The organism is Colwellia sp. BRX10-3 (assembly GCF_014077505.1).
In the GTDB taxonomy this organism is placed as follows: Bacteria; Pseudomonadota; Gammaproteobacteria; order Enterobacterales; family Alteromonadaceae; genus Cognaticolwellia.
Genome location: NZ_JACGWA010000004.1, coordinates 98,055 through 119,131 on the forward strand (window position 1 = coordinate 98,055; position 21,077 = coordinate 119,131).

The window sequence follows — 21,077 nt, forward strand, 5'->3', positions numbered from 1 at the left end:
TGGGATGGCCTAATTCTAGTTAATAAAAAAGCACCCTAAGGTGCTTTTTTATTAACTAGTACTAGCTTTAATTTATTAAGCTATTACGCACCGTTAGCAATAATATGACGCGCCATTTCATCGGCAATAAAACCTGTAGGCATGTTATTTGACGCTGCGGTTTCAAAAACAGTCATTAAAGTGTTGTAAATGTTTTCTACCAGTTTCGTCGCACTCTTGGCGCAATAAGGTTCTGGGTATATCTCTAAGGCAACATTAATAATACCACCAGCATTAATAACATAATCAGGCGCATACAAAATACCTTTTTCTAACAAGGCTTGATCATGACGCGATTCGGCCAATTGGTTATTAGCACAACCCGCAATGATGGTTGCTTTCAATTGCGCGATACTATCGTCATCAATTGACGCACCAAGGGCACACGGTGAATATACATCAACATCTTGACTATAAATTTCGTCTAACCCAACAACTTTTGCGTTTAACTCTGAAGCTGCTCTATCTAATGCGACTTGGTTTATATCGGTTACAATTAACTGTGCACCTGCGGCATGTAGTTTTTCACACAGTGAATAACCCACGCTACCTAAACCTTGTACCGCTACTTTAATACCGGTTAAATCGTCTTTGTTTAACTTAAATTTAACTGCGGCTTTAATACCTAAGAATGTCCCTAAGGCGGTAAATGGACCTGGGTTGCCGCTTTTACCTTCGAGACCAGAAACAAAGGCTGTGCTTTGGTTAACTATCGCCATATCACCTGTAGTAATATTAACGTCTTCTGCCGTATAGTAACGACCATTCAAATTATTAACAGCATGTCCAAAGGCTTTAAATAACGCTTCTGATTTTAGCGTTTTTGAGTTGCCAATAATTACGCCCTTACCACCGCCAAGTTTTAAACCGGCCATAGCATTTTTATATGTCATACCTTTAGATAAACGTAATACGTCTTTAAGTGCTGCTTCATCGCTTGCATAATCCCAAAAACGGCATCCGCCAGCTGCTGGCCCTAATACTGTACTATGAACGGCTATGATGGCTTTTAGTCCTGATGCTTCGTCACTGCAATAAACGACTTGTTCATGGTTATCAAAATCTACTAAATCGAAAACGGCCACTATCGAAATCTCCAATAATATTATACCAATTGAAATAAATAAAAATCATTCTAAGACGGCCTAAATATCCAATACCTGCGTTACTTTCAAAGCCAATAACCAGCTATTGCTCTATCAAGAGCCTTGCTCTTGAATATTTAGTCTCGCTTTTAAATGCTCACTTACTTAATTCAATCGGTATTAGAAATAGTTTAAGACTAATTTGACTTAAACTAGGGTTGTAATAATTCGCTGCGCACAATACCATTTAGGTAAATGCTTCGCTAGTGAAGCAATAAATAAATTTGAACTTAACTGTGAAGTAATTCATACAAACATTCTTAATGTTAATAACTTATTAAAATAATCAACAAAAAGACCATAAATATGACAGAACAAAAATCAATGACCGATGAACAAAAGAAAGATTGGATCCGTGAGCAATATTTAAAAGCCACTAAATATCTTGCTGATAAAGGTTTAGTAACCGAAAGTGTTGCTGACACTGAAAGTCGCTATCTAGTGCCTATTATGGCGGTATGGAAAATTAACTTGCTCGATAAAACATGTGTTTGGGTTATTTGCGGTGATTTACCTACAGATCACGTTGCCTTAAATAATGGCGAACCTGCACGTGATGTGGTTAGACATTTTTCATTGAAGTGGCAACTACAAGCAGAAAATTTACTGCGTATAGAAGACAAAGAACAACAGGAGTTTGCAAAATTGTTGATTGGTCGTGCTGATGGTTTGTATAAGATTTATGAGAAAGATGATCTTTGGCAAGAAGCGACATAACAGCTGCTGTTAGTGGCTTAGGTAATACTTAGCCACACTAACTTCATTTAATGGACAAGTCATTTTTTGTCTGGCCATTCCCGCTTCCATAAATACCGCCCCCTCAGTGTTAAAATGAAACTTTCGAAAATAATCGATCGTTTCTAAAGGACAATAGATAAAAATTTCTTTTAAGTTCATTTCTCGTGCTATTTTAAACAGCGCTTGCAAGATAATTTTATCTACTTGGTCTTTACGACAAGATTTTAACACTGCAATGCGGCTTATTTCTCCGGTAGAAAGAATACGGCCTGTACCTATTGGCTCTTGGGTTTTATCATGACAAGCAAGCACATGATTTGCAAAGTGGTCTTTTCGATCGAACTCAATACTTTTTGGTATGCGCCATTCATAGACAAATACCTGTTCCCTTACATTTTTAAGTAAGGGAGCCGCTTGTTCCCACTGCACTCTGCTAACCGTGTATGACATGTTTTTTAGTCTATATACCAATATCCCTTATTTAAAACATTAGTTAACAATTGTGTGTTTTTCAAACAATCAGTGAAACTTTTTACTTCACTGGTGGTTAAAGGCTTTTGTTGTGCTAAGTGTTGGGCTAGCACAAGGGTGCTTTTATCCAACGCGAAGCTTTCGCCGTTAATAAAAAGTGTTGAGTGATTATCGTTTATTATTGCCGCTTTTAATCCTGATACTGGCATAAATAAAATGTCTGGCTCTGACAGTATATCGAGCAATTTATTTTCATCTATGTCATTTACAGGTACTAATATCTCGAGGGCATGATGGCCTTGTGTAAGGTATTGGCCGATAAATTGTTCATAAAAGGCTTCTTGGTCAAGTTGCTGTAACATAAATGCTTTTAGTTGCTGCTTGTCATGCTGAGTTATATTAAAGCTCGTTTGAGATAATGCTCTTTCAGGGTCACTAAACCTTTGCTCACCTAAGTTGTTATCAATAAGTTTATCTGCAAAATTTGACCATAGCTCTTGGCTTGATGGTGCTTGAAAACCAATAGAAAAGTTAACCGAGTTTTCTATTGATACGCCATTGTGAGGATGGTTAGGTGGTATATAAAGTAGATCGCCAGCCTCGGTTATTTCATCTATAACTGGTTGAAAGTTGGAAACTTGCTTGAGATCTGGATGAGGTAACAGTGTTTTTAAGCTGCCATCTGGTGCGCCAATTTGCCAGCGACGTTTGCCACTGCCTTGAATAATAAAAACGTCATATTGATCTAAATGTGCACCAACACCGCCATTTTGTGTTGAAAAGCTGACCATAACATCATCTATGCGCCAATTTGGAATAAAAGCAAAAGGCGAAAGTAAATCATGTGTTGGACGTGACCAGTTGTTCACTGCTTGCACTAATAGTGTCCAATCAGATTCGCCGTATTTTGAAAAGTCTTCGAAAGGGCCATGATCTACTTGCCAATCGCCTTCACCATTAACACTAACGATACGTGACTCTATTTCAGCTTCCATCGCTAAACCAGCTAACTCATCTGCTGTTATTGAGTCCTGAAAATTAGCAAAGGCATTTTTGATCAATAGCGGTTTTTTTTGCCAGTATTGTGCAAGAAATATTTCTGGGGTTAAATCTCCCCAATTGAGCGATTCTATATTCATGGTGAAACCTTACTATTATGATGTTTTTAAAAACTGAATAACAAAAAGGGAGCCTATTGGATCCCTTTTCTATATTAATAAAACTTAGACTTTAATGAATAACTAGTCTAGTTCATCAATAAAAGTTACTGCGCGGCCAATGTATGACGCAGGAGTCATTTCACAAAGCTGTGCTTTTGCAGCTTCTGGTAACTCTAATGTCATAATAAATGCGCGCATTGAATCACCATTAACACGTTTGCCACGGGTTAATTCTTTTAGTTTTTCATAAGGTTTTTCGATACCGTAACGTCGCATGACTGTTTGAATCGGCTCAGCGAGAACTTCCCAGTTTGAATCAAGCTCTGCTAATAAATTGGCTTCATTCACTTGTAGTTTGCTGATACCTTTACGTGTTGCTTGATATGCAATTAAGGTATGAGCAAAACCAACACCTAAGTTACGTAAAACCGTTGAATCTGTAAGGTCACGCTGCCAGCGAGAAATAGGTAATTTTTGTGCTAAATGGGTAAATAAAGCATTGGCAATACCTAAGTTACCTTCTGAGTTTTCAAAATCAATCGGGTTAACTTTATGTGGCATGGTTGACGAGCCAATTTCACCGGCAATGGTTTTTTGCTTAAAGTGACCAATGGCAATATAGCCCCAAACATCCCGATCAAAATCAATTAAAATGGTGTTAAAACGTGCAATAGCATCAAATAATTCTGCGATATAATCATGAGGTTCAATTTGCGTGGTAAAAGGATTAAAGCTTAAGCCTAACGAGTTAACAAACTCGTTAGCAAAACCATGCCAGTCAACTTCAGGATAAGCCGATAAATGGGCATTATAGTTACCAACAGCACCGTTGATTTTTCCTAACATTTCAACTTGAGCAATTTGTTCACGTTGACGTTTTAAACGCACGTAGACATTAGCCATTTCTTTACCTAGCGTACTAGGAGAAGCTGGTTGACCATGGGTACGACACATCATAGGAATGTTTTTATATTCAACAGCCAGTGCTTTAATATCGCCAAGGATATCGTCTATCATTGGCATTAATACTTGTTCGCGACAATCAGACAACATTAAACCGTGTGAAAGGTTGTTGATGTCTTCTGAAGTACAAGCAAAATGTATAAACTCGGTAATAGCATTTAATTCAGCATTGCCGCTTATTTTATCTTTTAGAAAATACTCAACCGCTTTTACATCGTGGTTGGTGGTGGCTTCAATGTCTTTGATACTTTGCGCATCAGCTTCAGAAAAATCACTAACAATTGCATCTAATAGCGCATTAGCTTGAGCCGAAAATGGCGGAACCTCAGCTATTTCAGCGGTAGCTGCTAACTTTTGTAACCAACGTACTTCAACCGTAACACGGTATTTAATTAAGCCAAATTCGCTAAAAATAGGGCGTAATGATTTAACTTTACTGCCATAACGACCGTCAACCGGTGATATCGCACTTAATGCTGAAAGTTCCATAGTAATTTCCTGAAGTTATATTTAAATTTCTTTTAGTAATTGTTGGGCGCACGCAACAATTTTAGTGCGTCCAAATAATATATTTCTACGCTTTCCGCCTACTTGACGCCACAACACGCTAGAGCGAATACCCGCTAATAGTAAGGCACGAATTTTATGCTGATTGCTTTGTTGTTTTAGCAAGTTTGGTTCACCAGCAACTTGAATAGGCGTACCTATTGGGCTGAGCAAATCGCTATAAATACTGGCTAAACTGGCAATAAGCGTGTCACTGGTAATGTCGTAATGTGCTAGTTGTCGTTGGCTTTGTTCAATGCGTTCGCCGAGTAGCGATAGTTGATCTCTTTTATTGGCTAAACGTCTTTCTAAGCCTAATAAACTGACAACATAGCGGGTTAATTCTGGATCTTTGTCTTTAGTTTGATTGCCTAATTGTTCGATTAAGGCTTTTAATCCGGATTTTAAGTGTGCAATGTCATTACTATAAACCTCTAAAATGCTCACCGGTGAAGTCACCATAATACTGTTGAGCATGATAGCAAGTTCTGCTTCATCTACCGAGCCAGTACGGGCTATTTTTTGCACTAAAACGGAAGCTTGGCATATTGCGGCCATGGTAATTGTTTGTTTTTCTAAATTATTCATGAATACCTTATATTAACGAATAAGGGAGTTAATAATACCGCCGCCAAGGCAGATATTATCTTGATAAAACACCACAGATTGTCCGGGTGTTACTGAACTTTGCGGCTCAGTAAACATAATTAAATATTCACCATTGGCCATAGGTGAAAGATTGCAAGCGACATCTTCTTGTCGGTAACGAGTTTTTACCGTACAACTTATGGGGCTGGTTAATTCAACTCTGTCAACTAAGTGCAATTGATTTGCCACTAAGCCTTTAGAGAATAGGCGAGGGTGATCATGGCCTTGGCCAACGATTAATACGTTACGCTCAAGATCTTTGTCAACCACATACCATGGCGCTTCACCTGCATTGGCAAGACCGCCAATTCGCAAACCTTTCCGCTGACCTAGCGTGTGATACATCAAACCATCATGTTCACCAATGGCTTCTCCTTCTGGTGTTTCTATTACACCGGGTTGCGCCGGTAAATACTTACCCAAAAAGTCTTTAAATTTACGTTCACCAATAAAACAAATGCCGGTACTGTCTTTCTTATTGTGTGTGATTAAATCGGCTTTTTCAGCGATAGCTCTCACTTCAGGTTTTTCAATATGGCCAACAGGAAATAGCGTTCTACCCACTTGCTCGTGACTTAAAGTATAAAGAAAATAGCTTTGGTCTTTATTGCTGTCTAATCCACGGTGCATTTGCCATTTACCGTCGTTAAATTTACGTTGGACATAATGGCCAGTAGCAATGTAATCAGCACCTAGGTCTTCACAAGCAAACTCAAGAAAAGCTTTAAATTTAATTTCTTTATTACACATAATGTCAGGATTAGGCGTTCTACCAGCTTTATATTCAGCCAGAAAATATTCGAATACATTATCCCAATATTCAGTAGCAAAATTAATAGTATGAAGCTTAATGCCCAGTTTTTCACAAACACTTTGCGCATCAGCTAAATCTTCAGCTGCCGCACAATACTCGTCGTTGTCATCTTCTTCCCAATTTTTCATGAACAAGCCTTCGACTTGATAACCTTGTTCAATTAATAAATAGGCTGAAACAGATGAATCAACACCACCCGACATGCCAACAATGACTTTGGTATCTTGGGGTAACTTTTCGTTTGGCGTTATTGAGTTTAAATTTACATGTTCGTTCGAGGTCATGACAACTGTATTTCAATGGAAAATAGCGCGAAATTATAGCATGGTCATTTAGCGCGATGATAGATTAAAGATTAGATTTTAGGTGACTTAAGGGTATTTTTTTACCACTGAGGTAATCTTCGATACATTCTAATACCAATGGGCTACGTAATTGCGCTGATTTTGCTTTAATCTCTGCGAGTGTTAACCAATGACAGGCGATAATTTCGTCGTCTTCTGGTAGGCAAACTTCTATTGATTCGAGTTCAATAACAAAACAAAAACGTAAATAATAAAGATTTAGCGATTGTCGATAATAATAGTAAATACCGCAAAGGTAATCAGGTGAGTAGGTTAATCCCGTTTCTTCTTTTAATTCTCGCATTGCGGCAGCAACTAAATTTTCATCCGCTTCTAAATGGCCTGCAGGTTGGTTATAAACTGTTTTCCCATGTTCTACTTCTTCAACAATCAGAAATTTATCTTGGCAGGCGACAACAACGGCAACTGTAGTGTTAGGTTTGAACTGTGCGCTGCCGTGAGGGTTCGTTATTAGATTATTCATGATTTATTCTTTTATATTCGCCGTTGTTAATGCCATCTAAGGTCCATTTACCTATGCTATATCTAATTAATCGCAGAGTTGGAAAGCCGATGTGAGCTGTCATTCTTCTTACTTGGCGGTTTTTTCCTTCCTGTATCGTTATTTCTAACCATGTGGTTGGGATAGCTGCTCGCTCCCTTATTGCTGGCATACGTGGCCAAATATTAGGCTCAGTTATAATAGTTATTTTCGCTGGTTTGGTCAGTCCATCTTTTAATTCAACGCCTTGGCGCAGAACCGAAATATCAGCTTCTGTTGGGGCTCCTTCAACTTGTGCCCAGTAGGTTTTATCGGTTTTCTGACTCGGGTTCGCAAGCTTATGCTGCAGCTTGCCATCATTAGTTAATAATAGCAGTCCTTCACTGTCTCTATCGAGGCGACCGGCAGCATAAACATCTTTAACATCAATAAAGTCTTTTAGGGTTTTTCGGTTTTGATCATCAGTAAATTGGCATAATACATCAAAGGGTTTATTAAAAAGTACGATTTCTGGTTGAAAGTCAACTGGTCGTACCTTTACTGGTTTTCGCTTGTATTTGCTCGTAAGCTTTTGATTTTGTTTTATTGTCACGAATTTTCACTCTGTAATATATAGCCTAGAAATAATTCATCTATTTTAATGCGCTTTGAATTCCGATATTATGCGCGCGAAAATATTTTTTATCGATAAAATGAATAACTATTCGAAATTGAATGGCTATTCATTTTATCGATTAATGGCAAATCAGCAAAGGATTTTAAATGACCACAGTTACATCAAAAATTATTTATACTATTACCGATGAAGCGCCGGCTTTAGCGACGCATTCTTTTTTACCTATCGTTAAAGCATTTACTGCTTCTTCAGCTATCGATGTTGAAACTCGCGATATTTCATTGGCCGGTCGTATCATCTCTAATTTTCCTAAATACTTGACGGCTGAGCAACGTATGGACGATGCGTTAGCTGAACTAGGCGAATTAGCAAAAACACCTGAAGCTAACATTATTAAATTACCCAATATTTCAGCGTCTATTCCTCAGTTACAAGCTGCAATTAAAGAGCTACAAGCAAAAGGTTATAACTTACCTAATTATCCTGAAGAGCCGCAAAACGAAGCTGAAGAGTCAATTAAATTAACTTACGCTAAAATACTAGGTTCAGCGGTAAATCCTGTTTTACGTGAAGGTAATTCAGATCGTCGTGCACCTAGTTCAGTTAAGCAATATGCTCGTACTAACCCGCATTCAATGGGAAAATGGTCTCCAACGACTAAGTCACATGTAGCGCATATGCAATCAGGTGATTTTTACGGCAGTGAAAAATCAGTAACCATTAATGGCGCAACGAACGTTAAAATCGAATTTGTTGGTCAAAATGGTGATGTAACTTTATTAAAAGAGCATTTAGCTTTATTAGACCAAGAAGTTATCGATGCATCATTAATGAGCAAAAAGGCATTGGTTGAATTTTTTGCTACTGAGACTGAAAAAGCAAAATCTGAAAACGTATTACTTTCGCTACATTTAAAAGCCACCATGATGAAGGTATCTGATCCCATTATGTTTGGTCATGCAGTAAAAGTGTTCTACAAAGACGTTTTTGCTAAGCACGGCGCTACTTTCAATCAATTAGGTGTTGATGCTAATAACGGTATTGGTGATGTTTACTCGAAAATTTCACGTTTACCGGCACAAAAGAAAGCTGAAATTGAAGCTGATATCAATGCGGTATACGCAACACAACCTGAATTAGCTATGGTTGACTCAGACAAAGGTATTACAAATTTACACGTTCCAAGTGATGTAATTATTGATGCATCTATGCCCGCAGCATTGCGTGCATCTGGAATGATGTGGGCGCCAGACGGAACGCAAAAAGAAACCAAATTTATGATCCCCGATCGTAACTATGCAGGTGTATTTTCTGCTGTTGTCGATTTTTGTCGTGAAAATGGTGCTTTTAACCCAACAACAATGGGTTCAGTACCTAACGTAGGTTTAATGGCGCAAAAAGCTGAAGAATATGGCTCACACGATAAAACTTTTACCATGTCAGGTGAAGGTATTATGCGTGTTGTCGATGATAACGGCACAACCTTACTAGAGCATGTTGTTAGCGAAGGTGATATCTGGAGAATGTGTCAAGCCAAAGATGCACCGATTCAAGATTGGGTTAAATTAGCGGTTACACGCGCTAGAGCAACTAATGTTCCAGCAATATTCTGGTTAGATGAAAACCGTGGTCATGACGCACAAATGATCAAAAAAGTTAACACCTACCTTGCCGATCACGATACAACTGGCTTAGATATCCAAATTATGGCACCGGTTGAAGCCTGTGATTATACCTTAGCGCGCGTAGCTAAAGGTGAAGACACTATTTCAGTTACGGGTAACGTATTACGTGATTATTTAACTGATTTGTTCCCAATTTTAGAACTTGGCACCAGTGCGAAAATGCTTTCTATTGTGCCATTAATGAATGGCGGTGGTTTATTCGAAACGGGTGCCGGCGGTTCAGCTCCTAAGCACGTACAGCAGTTCGAAAAAGAAAACCACTTACGTTGGGATTCATTAGGTGAGTTTTTAGCCTTAGCGGCTTCTTTAGAGCACCTAAGCGTTAATACCGGTAATACCAAAGCACAAGTATTAGCTGATACCTTAGATCAAGCGACAGCTAAGTTTTTACAAGAAAATAAATCGCCGTCACGTCGTGTAAATGAGTTGGATAACCGTGGCTCACATTTTTACTTAGCTATGTATTGGGCACAAGCACTAGCAGCTCAAACAGACGATGAAAGTTTGAAATCAAGTTTTGTTGCTGTTGCTCAAGCACTAACTAAACAAGAAGCTAAAATTGTCGAGGAGCTTAATGCCGCTCAAGGACCTAGCATGAATATTAATGGTTATTATTTTGCTGATACAATATTAGCAGAAAAAGCCATGCGCCCAAGCGCAACATTAAATACGATTTTATCAAGCTTACTTTAAGCTTAAAGTAAGCTTACTTTAAGCTTGATTTATAAGTAGACTTGTCAAAAGCTAGGCTTTGCCTAGCTTTTTTTTGCCTATAATTTAATAAGTAAATTGAGCATTGTTTGAGTTGATATGAGTTTATTTTTAATAAAAGTTTGCAATTGATTTAAACAAGCGTTTTAATTATTCACAGTGATGATGTTGATTATCACTATTTCAGTATTAGTGTCATTGCTCTTTTTCTATTAGTTTAGGCATAAGAAACTAGCAAACGGCTATTTTTATTAGTAAATTTGGGAGAGCTCATATGTCGAACCATGTAAATATTCCTAGTGCAGGTGCTAAAATCACCTTAGAGAAAGGTTTGTTAAAAGTACCTAACAATCCCATTATTCCTTTTATCGAAGGTGATGGAATAGGTGTCGATGTAACGCCACCTATGATGAAAGTTGTTGATGCTGCCGTGAATAAAGCTTATGGCGGAGAGAGAAAAATTCACTGGATGGAAGTGTATGCCGGTGAAAAAGCAACTCAAATGTATGACTCAGAAACTTGGTTACCTGATGAAACATTAGCCATGTTCAAAGAATACAAAGTCGGTATTAAAGGCCCATTAACAACTCCCGTTGGCGGAGGTATGCGTTCATTGAATGTTGCCTTAAGACAAATACTTGATTTGTATGTTTGCCAACGTCCAGTGCAATGGTTTACGGGTGTACCAAGCCCGGTAAAAAAACCTAGTGAAGTCGACATGGTTATCTTTCGAGAAAATTCTGAAGATATCTACGCGGGTATTGAATATCAAGCAGGTAGTGACCAAGCTAAAAAGATGATCAAATTTTTAACTGAAGAAATGGGTGTTACAAAAATTCGTTTCGAAGAAAATTGTGGCATTGGTATCAAACCTGTTTCGAAAGAAGGCACACAAAGACTAGTTCGCAAAGCAATTCAGTATGCGATTGATCACGATAGAGAGTCAGTTACCTTAGTGCATAAAGGTAACATCATGAAGTTTACTGAAGGTGCTTTTAAAGAATGGGGTTATGAATTAGCGCGAGAAGAGTTTGGCGCTGACTTATTAAACGGTGGTCCTTGGTGTAGCCTTAAAAATCCTAAAACTGGTAAAGAAATCATCATTAAAGATGTCATTGCCGATGCGATGTTACAGCAAATATTATTACGTCCAGCAGAATATAGCGTTATTGCTACCTTAAATTTAAACGGTGATTATTTATCAGACGCTTTAGCAGCACAAGTGGGTGGTATTGGTATTGCACCAGGCGCGAATTTAAATGATGACGTCGCTATTTTTGAAGCGACTCATGGAACGGCACCAAAATATGCTGGACTAAATAAGGTAAATCCTGGTTCAGTTATTTTATCTGCGGAAATGATGTTAAGACATATGGGTTGGACTGAAGCGGCTAACTTACTGTTGAAGGGGATGTCTGGTGCTATTAACGCTAAAACGGTAACTTATGATTTTGAGCGTTTAATGGATAATGCAACATTAGTGACTTGTTCTGAATTTGGCGATTGTATTATTGAGAACATGTAATAGCTGTCAGTAATTAATACGCACTCATAAAATACTTATTTAGAAAGCGTTAACCACAAAAAAACACAGTCATGTTGCTGTGTTTTTTTTTAAGCCAACAAAAAATTTAAATTAATTGTCTGCTTCTAACTCTGATGGTGTAATACTCGCTGCGTGATCACCTTTTGGACCCGCGTCTAATTCGTAGTTTACATCTTGGCCCGCTTTTAACGTACGGTATCCTTCCATTTGAATCGTTGAATAATGAGCAAAAATATCTTCACCACCATCCTCTGGACGAATAAAACCAAACCCTTTTGCATTATTAAACCATTTAACTGTACCGTGAGCCATACTTCAACATCCTTCTAAAATCATCGGTAATTAGGTATGCTTTCATTAAAACATTCTCGAAAGCATTAATATTATTTTTAGCTGACTAAAAAACAGCCACCAAAGTAAATCGTAGATAATATTTAGAAATAGTCAAGTCTTATTTTATAGATATTGATTTTTTTAGTTATTATTATTTAAAATTCTTAAAGCAAAAACTTAACTGACAGACTAATATAGAATTATGAGTAAATGGAAAGAGTTAATAGATGACCAAAGTGTTCTAGATGACGAGGTTATTGAAAAATTTCAGAAACCCCCAATGTATACTGTTGTGCTATTAAATGATGACTATACTCCAATGGACTTTGTCATTGATGTATTGTGTAGGTTTTTTAATATGAATTCAGAGCAAGCGACAGATATTATGTTAGCGATTCATTATAAAGGGAAAGGGCGATGCGGTACATTTACTGCTGAAGTAGCCGAAACTAAAGTTGATCAGGTGTTGAATTACGCAACAAGCAATGAACATCCGCTTAAATGTACTATGGAAAAAGCGTAATAACGCAAGATTCAAATTGGAGTAAACCATGCTAAATAAAGATTTAGAAGTATCGTTAAATATGGCTTTTCGTCAGGCTAAAGAGTCTCGCCATGAGTTTATGACGGTTGAACATTTATTGTTGGCGTTGTTAGACAATCCATCATCCATTGATGCCTTAAAAGCATGTGGCGCTGATCTGACGAATTTAAAAAAAGAGTTGTTAGTATTTATTGCGGATACAACTCCTGTTATTCCTGCTGGTGAAGAAGAAAGAGAAACTCAGCCTACACTCGGTTTCCAACGCGTATTGCAACGTGCTGTTTTTCATGTTCAGTCTTCGGGTAAAAGTGAAGTTAATGGCGCGAATGTATTAGTCGCGATATTTAGTGAACAAGAATCTCAAGCCGCTTATTTTTTAAAGAAATGTGATATTAGCCGATTAGATATCGTCAATTATATTTCTCATGGTATTGCGAAAGTCGATCAAGAAAATAGCAATACTGAAGACCAGGCGCCTGTTGGTGAAGAAGAGCCACGTACAATAGATAATTTTTCTACAAACCTTAATGATGAAGCATTGAAAGGGAATATCGACCCGCTTATAGGGCGAGATAGCGAACTAGAGCGCACATTACAAGTATTAAGTCGCCGCAGAAAAAACAATCCTTTATTTGTTGGTGAAGCCGGTGTTGGTAAAACAGCGATTGCTGAAGGTTTAGCAAATTTATTGGTATCTGATAAAGCGCCAGAATTTTTGAAAGATGCCACTATTTATTCACTAGATATGGGCGCGCTGCTGGCAGGTACTAAATATCGTGGTGATTTTGAAAAACGCTTTAAAGCGCTGTTAAAAGAACTTGAACAAGACGGCAATGCAATTCTCTTTATTGATGAAATTCATACCATTATTGGTGCTGGTGCGGCTTCTGGTGGCATGTTAGATGCGTCAAACTTGATCAAACCTTTACTTTCATCAGGAAAACTACGCTGTATGGGGTCAACCACCTATCAAGAGTATCAAAGTATCTTTGAGAAGGATCGGGCCTTAGCTCGTCGTTTCCAAAAAATAGATGTAATTGAGCCAAGTGTCGATGACACGACAAAAATATTGCATGGTTTGAAAGACAAATATGAGGCACATCATGGTGTTAAATATTCAAATAACGCCTTGAGAGCTGCTGCACAACTTTCAGCAAAATATATTAATGACCGTTTTTTACCTGACAAAGCGATTGACGTTATTGATGAAGCTGGAGCGCGCCAACAAATAGTCGCTGCTTCTAAACGTAAAAAAGTGATCAGTAATACCGACATAGAAAATATAGTTGCTAAAATGGCGCGCATTCCTGAAAAATCAGTGTCAGCAACTGAAGTTGATAGTTTAAAAACGCTCGATCGTAATTTAAAATTAGTTGTTTTTGGTCAAGATCATGCCATTGATGAATTATCGTCTGTTATTCGTTTATCACGTGCAGGTTTAGGCAATGAAAATAAGCCTATTGGTTCATTTATATTCGCCGGCCCTACTGGTGTAGGTAAAACTGAAGTAACCCAACAACTCGCTAAAGTGCTTGGTGTTGAACTACTACGTTACGACATGTCAGAATATATGGAAAAACATGCCGTAAGTCGCTTAATCGGCGCTCCTCCAGGTTATGTTGGTTATGAACAAGGTGGTTTATTAACAGACGCTGTGATTAAAAATCCACACGCTGTTGTGCTATTAGATGAAATAGAAAAAGCCCATGAAGATGTTTACAACATACTGCTACAAGTCATGGATCATGGCACGTTAACAGACAATAATGGCCGTAAAGCTGACTTTAGAAATATTATTTTAGTGTTAACTACTAATGCTGGCGTAGCACACACTGTAAAGCAATCTATTGGCTTTAAACAACAAGACAATAGTCTTGATGCTATGAACGAAATAAATAAGGTGTTTTCGCCTGAGTTTCGTAATCGCTTAGATAATATTGTCTGGTTTAATCATTTAGACGATGAAGTGATACAACTTGTTGTCGATAAGTTTATTGTAGAACTGCAAGTTCAACTTGATGAAAAGGGTGTGTCGTTAGAGATAACCAAAGATGCTAAGAAGTGGATGGCTATCAAGGGTTATGATAAAACAATGGGTGCAAGACCTATGGCTAGGTTGATTCAAGAGCAGCTGAAAAAGCCATTAGCAAACGAGTTGCTTTTTGGTGAATTAACCCAAGGTGGTGTCGCCAAAGTTGCTGTGAAGAAAGACAAGTTAGTGATCAACTATGAATCGAAAAAAGAGTTAGTTGAACACTAAGCTTTAACCGTTGTTCAAGGGTTTGACATACTTTCACTTAATATGAAAGTATGTCAAACCGTTCATCCAGACATAAAAAAACCGAGCAAGCTCGGTTTTTTATTAATATTTAATTGGCATTAACTAAATTTAGGTTATAAAAAAACGCTTTATTAAGATAAAACTAAAGCGCTTTTTAAACTTAAATAATTAATTTTTATCTAGCACGGAAGATAATACGACCTTTAGATAAGTCATATGGTGTTAATTCAACAGTGACTTTATCGCCAGTTAAGATACGAATGTAGTTTTTGCGCATTTTTCCTGAAATATGAGCAGTAACAACATGACCATTTTCCAATTCAACACGGAACATAGTATTTGGCAAAGTATCTAAAACAGTACCTTGCATTTCAATATTTTCTTCTTTCGCCATTGGGCGCCGAACCTCTAAATTAGTGCGTAAACAAAAAGCTGCGCAGATAATGCCGAATTGCAGCACTAATGTAAAGCTATAGTGTTATTTATTTACTGTTTGCCATTGATTTTCGGCTAATATTTGATGGGGAAAGTAACGGTTTTTATAATTCATTTTACTACATCCTTCTATTTGGTAACCCAGATAGAGAAATTGTCGTTTAAGTTGAGATGTGATCTCAATTTGTTGCAAAATTGAATACACACCAAGACCATGTTTTCTATAGTTTGGATGATAAAAGGTATAAACCGCAGATAAGGCGTTAGGAATGTCATCTGTTATCGCAACACTAATTAATACCTCGTCATGCCATATTTCAATGTAGTGTTGCTGAGTGATTTCATTATCAGTGAAGCTTTGAAATTGCTCTTTTGATGCTGGAAACATACTGCCATCACTGTGAATGGTATTGATATATTGTTCGTATAGCGGGTAGTAGCTTTCTTTAACCTCTTTACTTAACTTAACATTAAACCTCTCATTGCGTTTCAACAAACGTTTTTGGCTTTTTGACGGAATAAAGTCTTGAACTAATACACGTAACGATTGGCACGCATGGCAAGCAATGCAATGCGGGCGATAGATATCATTACCACTGCGCCTAAAGCCTTGCTGCATCAGCCAGCCATAATGATCTCGTTCATGTAATATTTCATCAACAGCAATCAATAATCGCTCTTCCTGTTCAGGCAGGTAATTACACGGAAACGGCTTAGTAATACCTAGTTTATAGTTTGAACTCATTAATAAATTTACCTGTTACTGAACGTTTTATATAGAATGTTATAGTTGAAAAGCAAAGTGTTTAATCATTATAACAATTATGTCGGCTAACTATGTCACCTAATTACCATGAAATATAAGGTGTTGTATTATTAAAAGAATAATCCCAACAAACATCTTCCACTTAGTGAGATTTAAAGGCTTAAGTGAAACCAAGTTAATTCAATTGATATATAGGATTAGTATTGGTTAAATCAAGCGTTCAACAAACCTTAAAGGGGGACTGCTAGATTAATTTACAGGATCAATAAAAAGATGTGTTCTGTTTAAAAACGCTTAAAATTTAATTATAAGAAGCTTGAAAGAGCGGGCGCTGTTTTTCGATTAACATCGATTACTTATTACAGTGAATTAGCAGATTTTAAGGTTAAGTAGGCTGTTTCAAATGCCCCAAGTTGATAGTATGTTTCTGCCAATTTTTGCATTAATTCTACTTTATCACCTTGCATTTTATAAGTGTTTGCCAGTTCAATGGTGTCTAAAAGTAAGGTTTTACATTCTTGAAATTTTTTGTTTTGACATAAAAGATTAGCCATGTTTTTACGGACATGTATTTTTACTCGTTCAGAGTTACTTTCATCCGCGGCAATAATAGCTTCATTCAAATATTTTTTTGCTTGTTGGAAGTTTTCTAAATTGTTTTGATACTCTGATATCCTAGATAATGAAAAAGCCTGATTAAGTTTATTATTATCTTTTAACGCTTGTCGATAAGACTGCAACATCCACTTGCTAGCTTCTTGCCAGTCTTTTACTTCTTGATATATACGACCAATATTATAATAACCAATTGATAAATAATGAGGGCTCCCTATTTCCTCATATATATCAATAGCTTGTTTTTGATATTTTTTTGCTATTTCTATTTGTCCAAGCCTTTTGTTTGCCACACTAAATTGCTCAAGTATGATCGCCTTGTCAAAGGTATTGGGCAGTAATTCTAGGTACTTTATTGCCAGGTTTAAATCTTTTGTCGCTTTGCTATTATCGTCTAAGAAAATATAGGCGTTAGCTCTTTCTACTAAGGCGGCAATCTTATAATTTAATAAATTAGACTGCTCAGCTTGAATAACCGCCATATTAGCAGTAGCAAAAAACTCCTTATATTGCCCTCTAAGAAAGTATCCTCTAGCTTGACTGATAAGTACTCTAGTGTGCCAAGGTTCTTTTAATAAACCTGTCGCTAGCGCTGATTTTGAGTATTTAAGAATATGTTCGGGTTGATCAATAATATAAGCAACTTCTGCTTGCATCACCATCAACTTTGATTTTAGCGTTAGAGATAATTCTGTATCTGCTAAAAATGCTTCAATTTTGTAGAATGCGGCTTCTGGGTTAACAGGAATCTGTTGACTAAGCATCTGCTCAATGTCGACTTCGTCTGTGTTAAAGGAGTACGCAAAACCAGAGTGAAGCACAATTAAGATTAAATATAACCAAGTAATATTATTTCTCAATTACTTCTCCATGAATTAATTAGTTATGTCAGAGGAATGTTTCTTATAGAAAAATTTATAGCAAATTTTAGCTGTTATTAATACTTATAATTTTATTTACATGCGTAATTATTCAATTTAAATGATTTTTAATAATATTTATATCGACTTAAAACTATCAATAATACTATCGATTATTAAACTCAAGATTACCCGTAATGCCGTTGCCAAATCAGTTTAAGGTTAATTGCCGAGGTCGCCAAAAATTTTCAACAGGGCTTATATTTTTTGCAGCAATTTGCTGTGTGATAAATTCTTGGCGGGATACTTCAATACACCCCATAGAAGCTAAGAAAGGGTTTAACATTTGGCAATCAATAAGTTCAACACCTATGGATTTGAGCAAACTCGCTAAATACACCAGTGCGATTTTTGAGGCATTACTCTGTCGATAAAACATTGATTCACCCGAAAAGTAGCCGTTCACTGCTACACCATATAATCCACCGACTAATTCCTCGTTCTGCCATACTTCAATCGAATGAGCTTTGCCTTGACGATGCAGCTTTTTATAAGCTAATAGCATAGGATTAACAATCCAAGTTTCCTCTTTTCGAAAAGGAGCATCTGCACAGAGCTCAATAACCTGATCAAAATTTTTGTTGAGCGTTACGTTAAAAAGCTCTCGTTTGAGCACTTTTTGTAAAGTTTTATTAATTTTAATCTGCGATATATTAATAATTGCTCGTGGATCAGGGCTCCACCACATAACTGGCTCACCATCACTGAACCATGGAAAAATACCACATTGATAGGCTTGAATAATTCGTTGGGGTGATAAATCATCTCCGAAGGCGAGTAGGCCGTTCGGTTCTTTTAAAGTAGTAGAAAGTTCGGGGAAAGTCGAGCTATTCGAAGATAACCAAGGAATAGCTCGAGCCATTGACTAGTGACTACCTTTTGCGTCGAGATAACGCTCAGCATCTAGTGCAGCCATACAACCGGCACCAGCAGAAGTAATGGCTTGACGGTAAATATGATCGGCTACATCGCCAGCAGCGTAAATACCTTCAACACTGGTTTGTGTAGCGTTACCGTTCGTACCACTTTCAATTGTTATATAACCGTCTTTCATATCGAGTTGACCGTTAAAAATATCGGTGTTTGGCTTATGGCCAATAGCAATAAACACACCCATAACGTCAAACTCTTCTGTTGCTTCTGAATTCATGTCTTTAATGCGAACACCTGTTACACCCATTTTGTCGCCTAGAACTTCGTCTAAGGTACGATCTAGGTGCAATACGATATTACCGTTAGCCACTTTGTCCATTAAACGCTTAGTCAAAATCTTTTCTGAGCGAAAAGTATCACGACGGTGAATTAAATGTACTTCAGAGGCAATGTTCGATAAATATAAGGCTTCTTCAACAGCGGTATTACCACCACCTACAACAGCGACTTTTTGATTTTTATAGAAAAAACCATCGCATGTTGCACAAGCAGAAACACCTTTCCCCATAAAGGCTTCTTCAGATGGTAAACCAAGGTACATCGCTGATGCACCAGTACAAATAATAAGCGCGTCACAGGTATAAATACCTGAATCGCCTTTTAGTTTGTATGGCTTTTCACTAAAATCAACTTCGTTGATATGGTCAAAAATTATTTCTGTTTCGAATTTTTCTGCATGCTTTTGCATACGGTCCATTAATGCTGGACCTGTTAAGTCATCAGCATCACCTGGCCAGTTTTCTACTTCAGTGGTGGTAGTTAATTGACCACCTTGTTGTAAACCTGTAATCATTACAGGTTTTAAATTTGCACGTGCGGCATAAACTGCTGCGGTATAACCTGCAGGGCCTGAACCCAATATGAGTAACGGGCAATGTCTTGCTTCGCTCATGAACTACTCCAAAAATAAAATATGTTAATGTCTTAATGGTTGGGATTCTAAGTGATTATCTCAAGAGAGCAACAAAGAAATAATTATAAATAATAATTTCTTTCACAAAACTGCAAGGCTATTTTTACAAACAAGCCTGTAGGTTTGTAATCTTTCTCTTTTTTATAATCACTTATAAAACAAAAAAGCCGCTATTAATAAGCGGCTTTAAGCATTTTTACTGCTACAACTTATAAGGTCGCAATAGCTACTTCTGGTGCAACGTATTCATAACCAAGTACATCAGCCACTGGCTTATATGTAATTTTACCACCTAATACATTTAAACCGGCCATTAAGTGCACGTCGTCAAGCAAGGCTTGTTTAGCACCTTTGTTTGCAAGCGTTACAGTAAATGGCATAGTGGCATTTGTTAATGCCATTGTGGATGTTCTTGCAACACCACCTGGCATGTTTGCTACACAGTAATGAACTACGTCATCAACTACATAAGTAGGATCTTGATGCGTGGTTGCTTTAGATGTTTCAAAACAGCCACCTTGGTCAATAGCAACATCAACAACTACGGCACCTTTTTTCATCATTTTTATGTGTTGTGCTGTTACTAATTTAGGTGCAGCTGCCCCCGGAATTAATACGGCACCGATAACTAAGTCGGCTTCAACAATAAGTTGGTTCATGGCATCAGCAGTTGAGTAAACTGTTTTTAAGCGACCATCAAACTCGGTATCAAGTTGACGAAGGCGAGGTAAAGAACGATCTAAAATTGTTACGTCAGCACCCATACCAACTGCCATACGTGCAGCTTGAGTGCCAACAACACCACCACCTATGATAAGAACTTTAGCAGGAGCAACACCAGGTACACCACCTAGTAATGCACCTAAACCGCCTTGCGCTTTTTCTAAGGCGTGAGCGCCTGCTTGAATGGACATACGGCCGGCAACTTCAGACATAGGGGCTAAAAGGGGTAAACCACCGCCATTTTGAGTTACTGTTTCATAAGCAATACAGGTAGCGCCAGAAGCTACAAGCAGTTCTGTTTGCTTAGGATCTGGGGCTAAATGTAAGTAAGTAAATAGCACTTGACCAGGGCGTAGCATTTTACACTCATTGGGTTGTGGCTCTTTTACTTTGATGATCATGTCAGCGATAGCAAATATTTCTGCTGCTGAATCAATAATTTTTGCACCGGCTAAAATGTATTGTTCATTTTCAAAGCCGATTGCTGCACCACCATTATTTTCAACGATAACGTCATGGCCATTAACAATTAATTCTTTAACACCTGCAGGAGTTAAGCCTATACGGTATTCGTGGTTTTTTATTTCTTTAGGTACACCAATAATCATAGTTTTTATTCTCTGTTGTAAAATATGGAGCTAGTATAATGACTTTATGTCGAATTAACCTGTCGTTATTCGGTTGTT

20 protein-coding genes are annotated in these 21,077 nt (G+C 37.5%); 5 read left to right on the forward strand and 15 right to left on the reverse strand.

Features of this window, described 5'->3' with window-relative positions; translation table 11 throughout:
- Positions 1 to 83: 83 nt before the first annotated feature.
- On the reverse strand, positions 84 to 1,124 hold the full coding sequence (locus H4J38_RS08555) for an amino acid dehydrogenase (RefSeq protein WP_182131377.1): 1,041 nt from the start codon (positions 1,122 to 1,124) through the stop codon (positions 84 to 86).
- A 366-nt stretch (positions 1,125 to 1,490) separates the two neighbouring features.
- Here H4J38_RS08555 and H4J38_RS08560 point away from each other — a divergent pair, with 366 nt between their 5' ends.
- Entirely contained in the window at positions 1,491 to 1,901 is a 411-nt protein-coding gene (locus tag H4J38_RS08560; protein WP_259365451.1) for a DUF4826 family protein, read from the forward strand.
- A gap of 9 nt (positions 1,902 to 1,910) precedes the next feature.
- Here H4J38_RS08560 and H4J38_RS08565 read toward each other — a convergent pair whose 3' ends face one another.
- From H4J38_RS08565 to H4J38_RS08595, 7 genes are all read right to left on the reverse strand, one after another.
- Complete coding sequence (locus tag H4J38_RS08565) at positions 1,911 to 2,372, reverse strand: GNAT family N-acetyltransferase (RefSeq protein ID WP_182131378.1); 462 nt, start codon at positions 2,370 to 2,372, stop codon at positions 1,911 to 1,913.
- 5 nt (positions 2,373 to 2,377) lie between these two features.
- Positions 2,378 to 3,532, reverse strand: a complete 1,155-nt coding sequence (locus H4J38_RS08570) for a cupin domain-containing protein (RefSeq protein ID WP_182131379.1) — start codon at positions 3,530 to 3,532, stop codon at positions 2,378 to 2,380.
- Between the two features lie 102 nt (positions 3,533 to 3,634).
- Entirely contained in the window at positions 3,635 to 5,005 is a 1,371-nt protein-coding gene (purB, locus tag H4J38_RS08575) for an adenylosuccinate lyase (protein ID WP_182131380.1), read from the reverse strand.
- A gap of 21 nt (positions 5,006 to 5,026) precedes the next feature.
- Positions 5,027 to 5,650, reverse strand: a complete 624-nt coding sequence (gene hflD / locus H4J38_RS08580; protein ID WP_182131381.1) for a high frequency lysogenization protein HflD — start codon at positions 5,648 to 5,650, stop codon at positions 5,027 to 5,029.
- A 12-nt stretch (positions 5,651 to 5,662) separates the two neighbouring features.
- On the reverse strand, positions 5,663 to 6,808 hold the full coding sequence (gene mnmA / locus H4J38_RS08585) for a tRNA 2-thiouridine(34) synthase MnmA (RefSeq protein WP_182131382.1): 1,146 nt from the start codon (positions 6,806 to 6,808) through the stop codon (positions 5,663 to 5,665).
- A 64-nt stretch (positions 6,809 to 6,872) separates the two neighbouring features.
- A complete protein-coding gene (locus tag H4J38_RS08590) occupies positions 6,873 to 7,352 on the reverse strand; it encodes an NUDIX hydrolase (RefSeq protein ID WP_182131383.1) in 480 nt (159 codons plus the stop codon).
- Positions 7,345 to 7,956, reverse strand: a complete 612-nt coding sequence (locus H4J38_RS08595) for a pseudouridine synthase (RefSeq protein WP_182131517.1) — start codon at positions 7,954 to 7,956, stop codon at positions 7,345 to 7,347. The genes H4J38_RS08590 and H4J38_RS08595 overlap by 8 nt, the downstream gene beginning before the upstream one ends.
- Positions 7,957 to 8,132: 176 nt before the next feature.
- On the opposite strand from H4J38_RS08595, the gene H4J38_RS08600 reads away from it, so the two are divergent.
- Both H4J38_RS08600 and icd read left to right on the forward strand, forming a co-directional pair.
- Positions 8,133 to 10,364 (forward strand): NADP-dependent isocitrate dehydrogenase, encoded by a 2,232-nt coding sequence (locus H4J38_RS08600; RefSeq protein ID WP_182131384.1) that lies wholly within the window; start codon positions 8,133 to 8,135, stop codon positions 10,362 to 10,364.
- A 292-nt stretch (positions 10,365 to 10,656) separates the two neighbouring features.
- Positions 10,657 to 11,907, forward strand: coding sequence for an NADP-dependent isocitrate dehydrogenase (gene icd / locus H4J38_RS08605; protein ID WP_182131385.1), 1,251 nt, complete (start codon positions 10,657 to 10,659; stop codon positions 11,905 to 11,907).
- 111 nt (positions 11,908 to 12,018) lie between these two features.
- On the opposite strand, the gene cspD is transcribed toward icd, so the two are convergent.
- Positions 12,019 to 12,240 carry a cold shock domain-containing protein CspD gene (gene cspD, locus H4J38_RS08610; protein WP_182131386.1) on the reverse strand — a complete coding sequence of 74 codons (222 nt, stop codon included), beginning with the start codon at positions 12,238 to 12,240 and terminating at the stop codon, positions 12,019 to 12,021.
- Positions 12,241 to 12,463: 223 nt separating this feature from the next.
- Between cspD and clpS the strand changes: the two genes are divergently transcribed.
- Both clpS and clpA read left to right on the forward strand, forming a co-directional pair.
- Complete coding sequence (clpS, locus tag H4J38_RS08615) at positions 12,464 to 12,784, forward strand: ATP-dependent Clp protease adapter ClpS (RefSeq protein ID WP_182131387.1); 321 nt, start codon at positions 12,464 to 12,466, stop codon at positions 12,782 to 12,784.
- A gap of 28 nt (positions 12,785 to 12,812) precedes the next feature.
- The gene (clpA, locus tag H4J38_RS08620; protein ID WP_182131388.1) at positions 12,813 to 15,065 is read left to right on the forward strand and encodes an ATP-dependent Clp protease ATP-binding subunit ClpA; all 2,253 of its coding nucleotides are present in this window, start codon (positions 12,813 to 12,815) and stop codon (positions 15,063 to 15,065) included.
- A gap of 196 nt (positions 15,066 to 15,261) precedes the next feature.
- Here clpA and infA read toward each other — a convergent pair whose 3' ends face one another.
- The 6 genes from infA to ald all read right to left on the reverse strand — a co-directional run bounded on the left by infA (position 15,262) and on the right by ald (position 20,999).
- A complete protein-coding gene (gene infA, locus H4J38_RS08625; protein ID WP_011043571.1) occupies positions 15,262 to 15,480 on the reverse strand; it encodes a translation initiation factor IF-1 in 219 nt (72 codons plus the stop codon).
- 84 nt (positions 15,481 to 15,564) lie between these two features.
- Positions 15,565 to 16,266 (reverse strand): arginyltransferase, encoded by a 702-nt coding sequence (locus tag H4J38_RS08630; RefSeq protein ID WP_182131389.1) that lies wholly within the window; start codon positions 16,264 to 16,266, stop codon positions 15,565 to 15,567.
- 380 nt (positions 16,267 to 16,646) lie between these two features.
- A complete protein-coding gene (locus H4J38_RS08635; protein WP_182131390.1) occupies positions 16,647 to 17,762 on the reverse strand; it encodes a lipopolysaccharide assembly protein LapB in 1,116 nt (371 codons plus the stop codon).
- 211 nt (positions 17,763 to 17,973) lie between these two features.
- Positions 17,974 to 18,684: a leucyl/phenylalanyl-tRNA--protein transferase gene (gene aat, locus H4J38_RS08640; protein ID WP_182131391.1), complete on the reverse strand. Its 711-nt coding sequence runs from the start codon at positions 18,682 to 18,684 to the stop codon at positions 17,974 to 17,976.
- Positions 18,685 to 18,687: 3 nt separating this feature from the next.
- Positions 18,688 to 19,647 (reverse strand): thioredoxin-disulfide reductase, encoded by a 960-nt coding sequence (gene trxB / locus H4J38_RS08645; RefSeq protein WP_182131392.1) that lies wholly within the window; start codon positions 19,645 to 19,647, stop codon positions 18,688 to 18,690.
- 230 nt (positions 19,648 to 19,877) lie between these two features.
- Positions 19,878 to 20,999 (reverse strand): alanine dehydrogenase, encoded by a 1,122-nt coding sequence (gene ald / locus H4J38_RS08650; protein ID WP_182131393.1) that lies wholly within the window; start codon positions 20,997 to 20,999, stop codon positions 19,878 to 19,880.
- Positions 21,000 to 21,077: the final 78 nt, after the last annotated feature.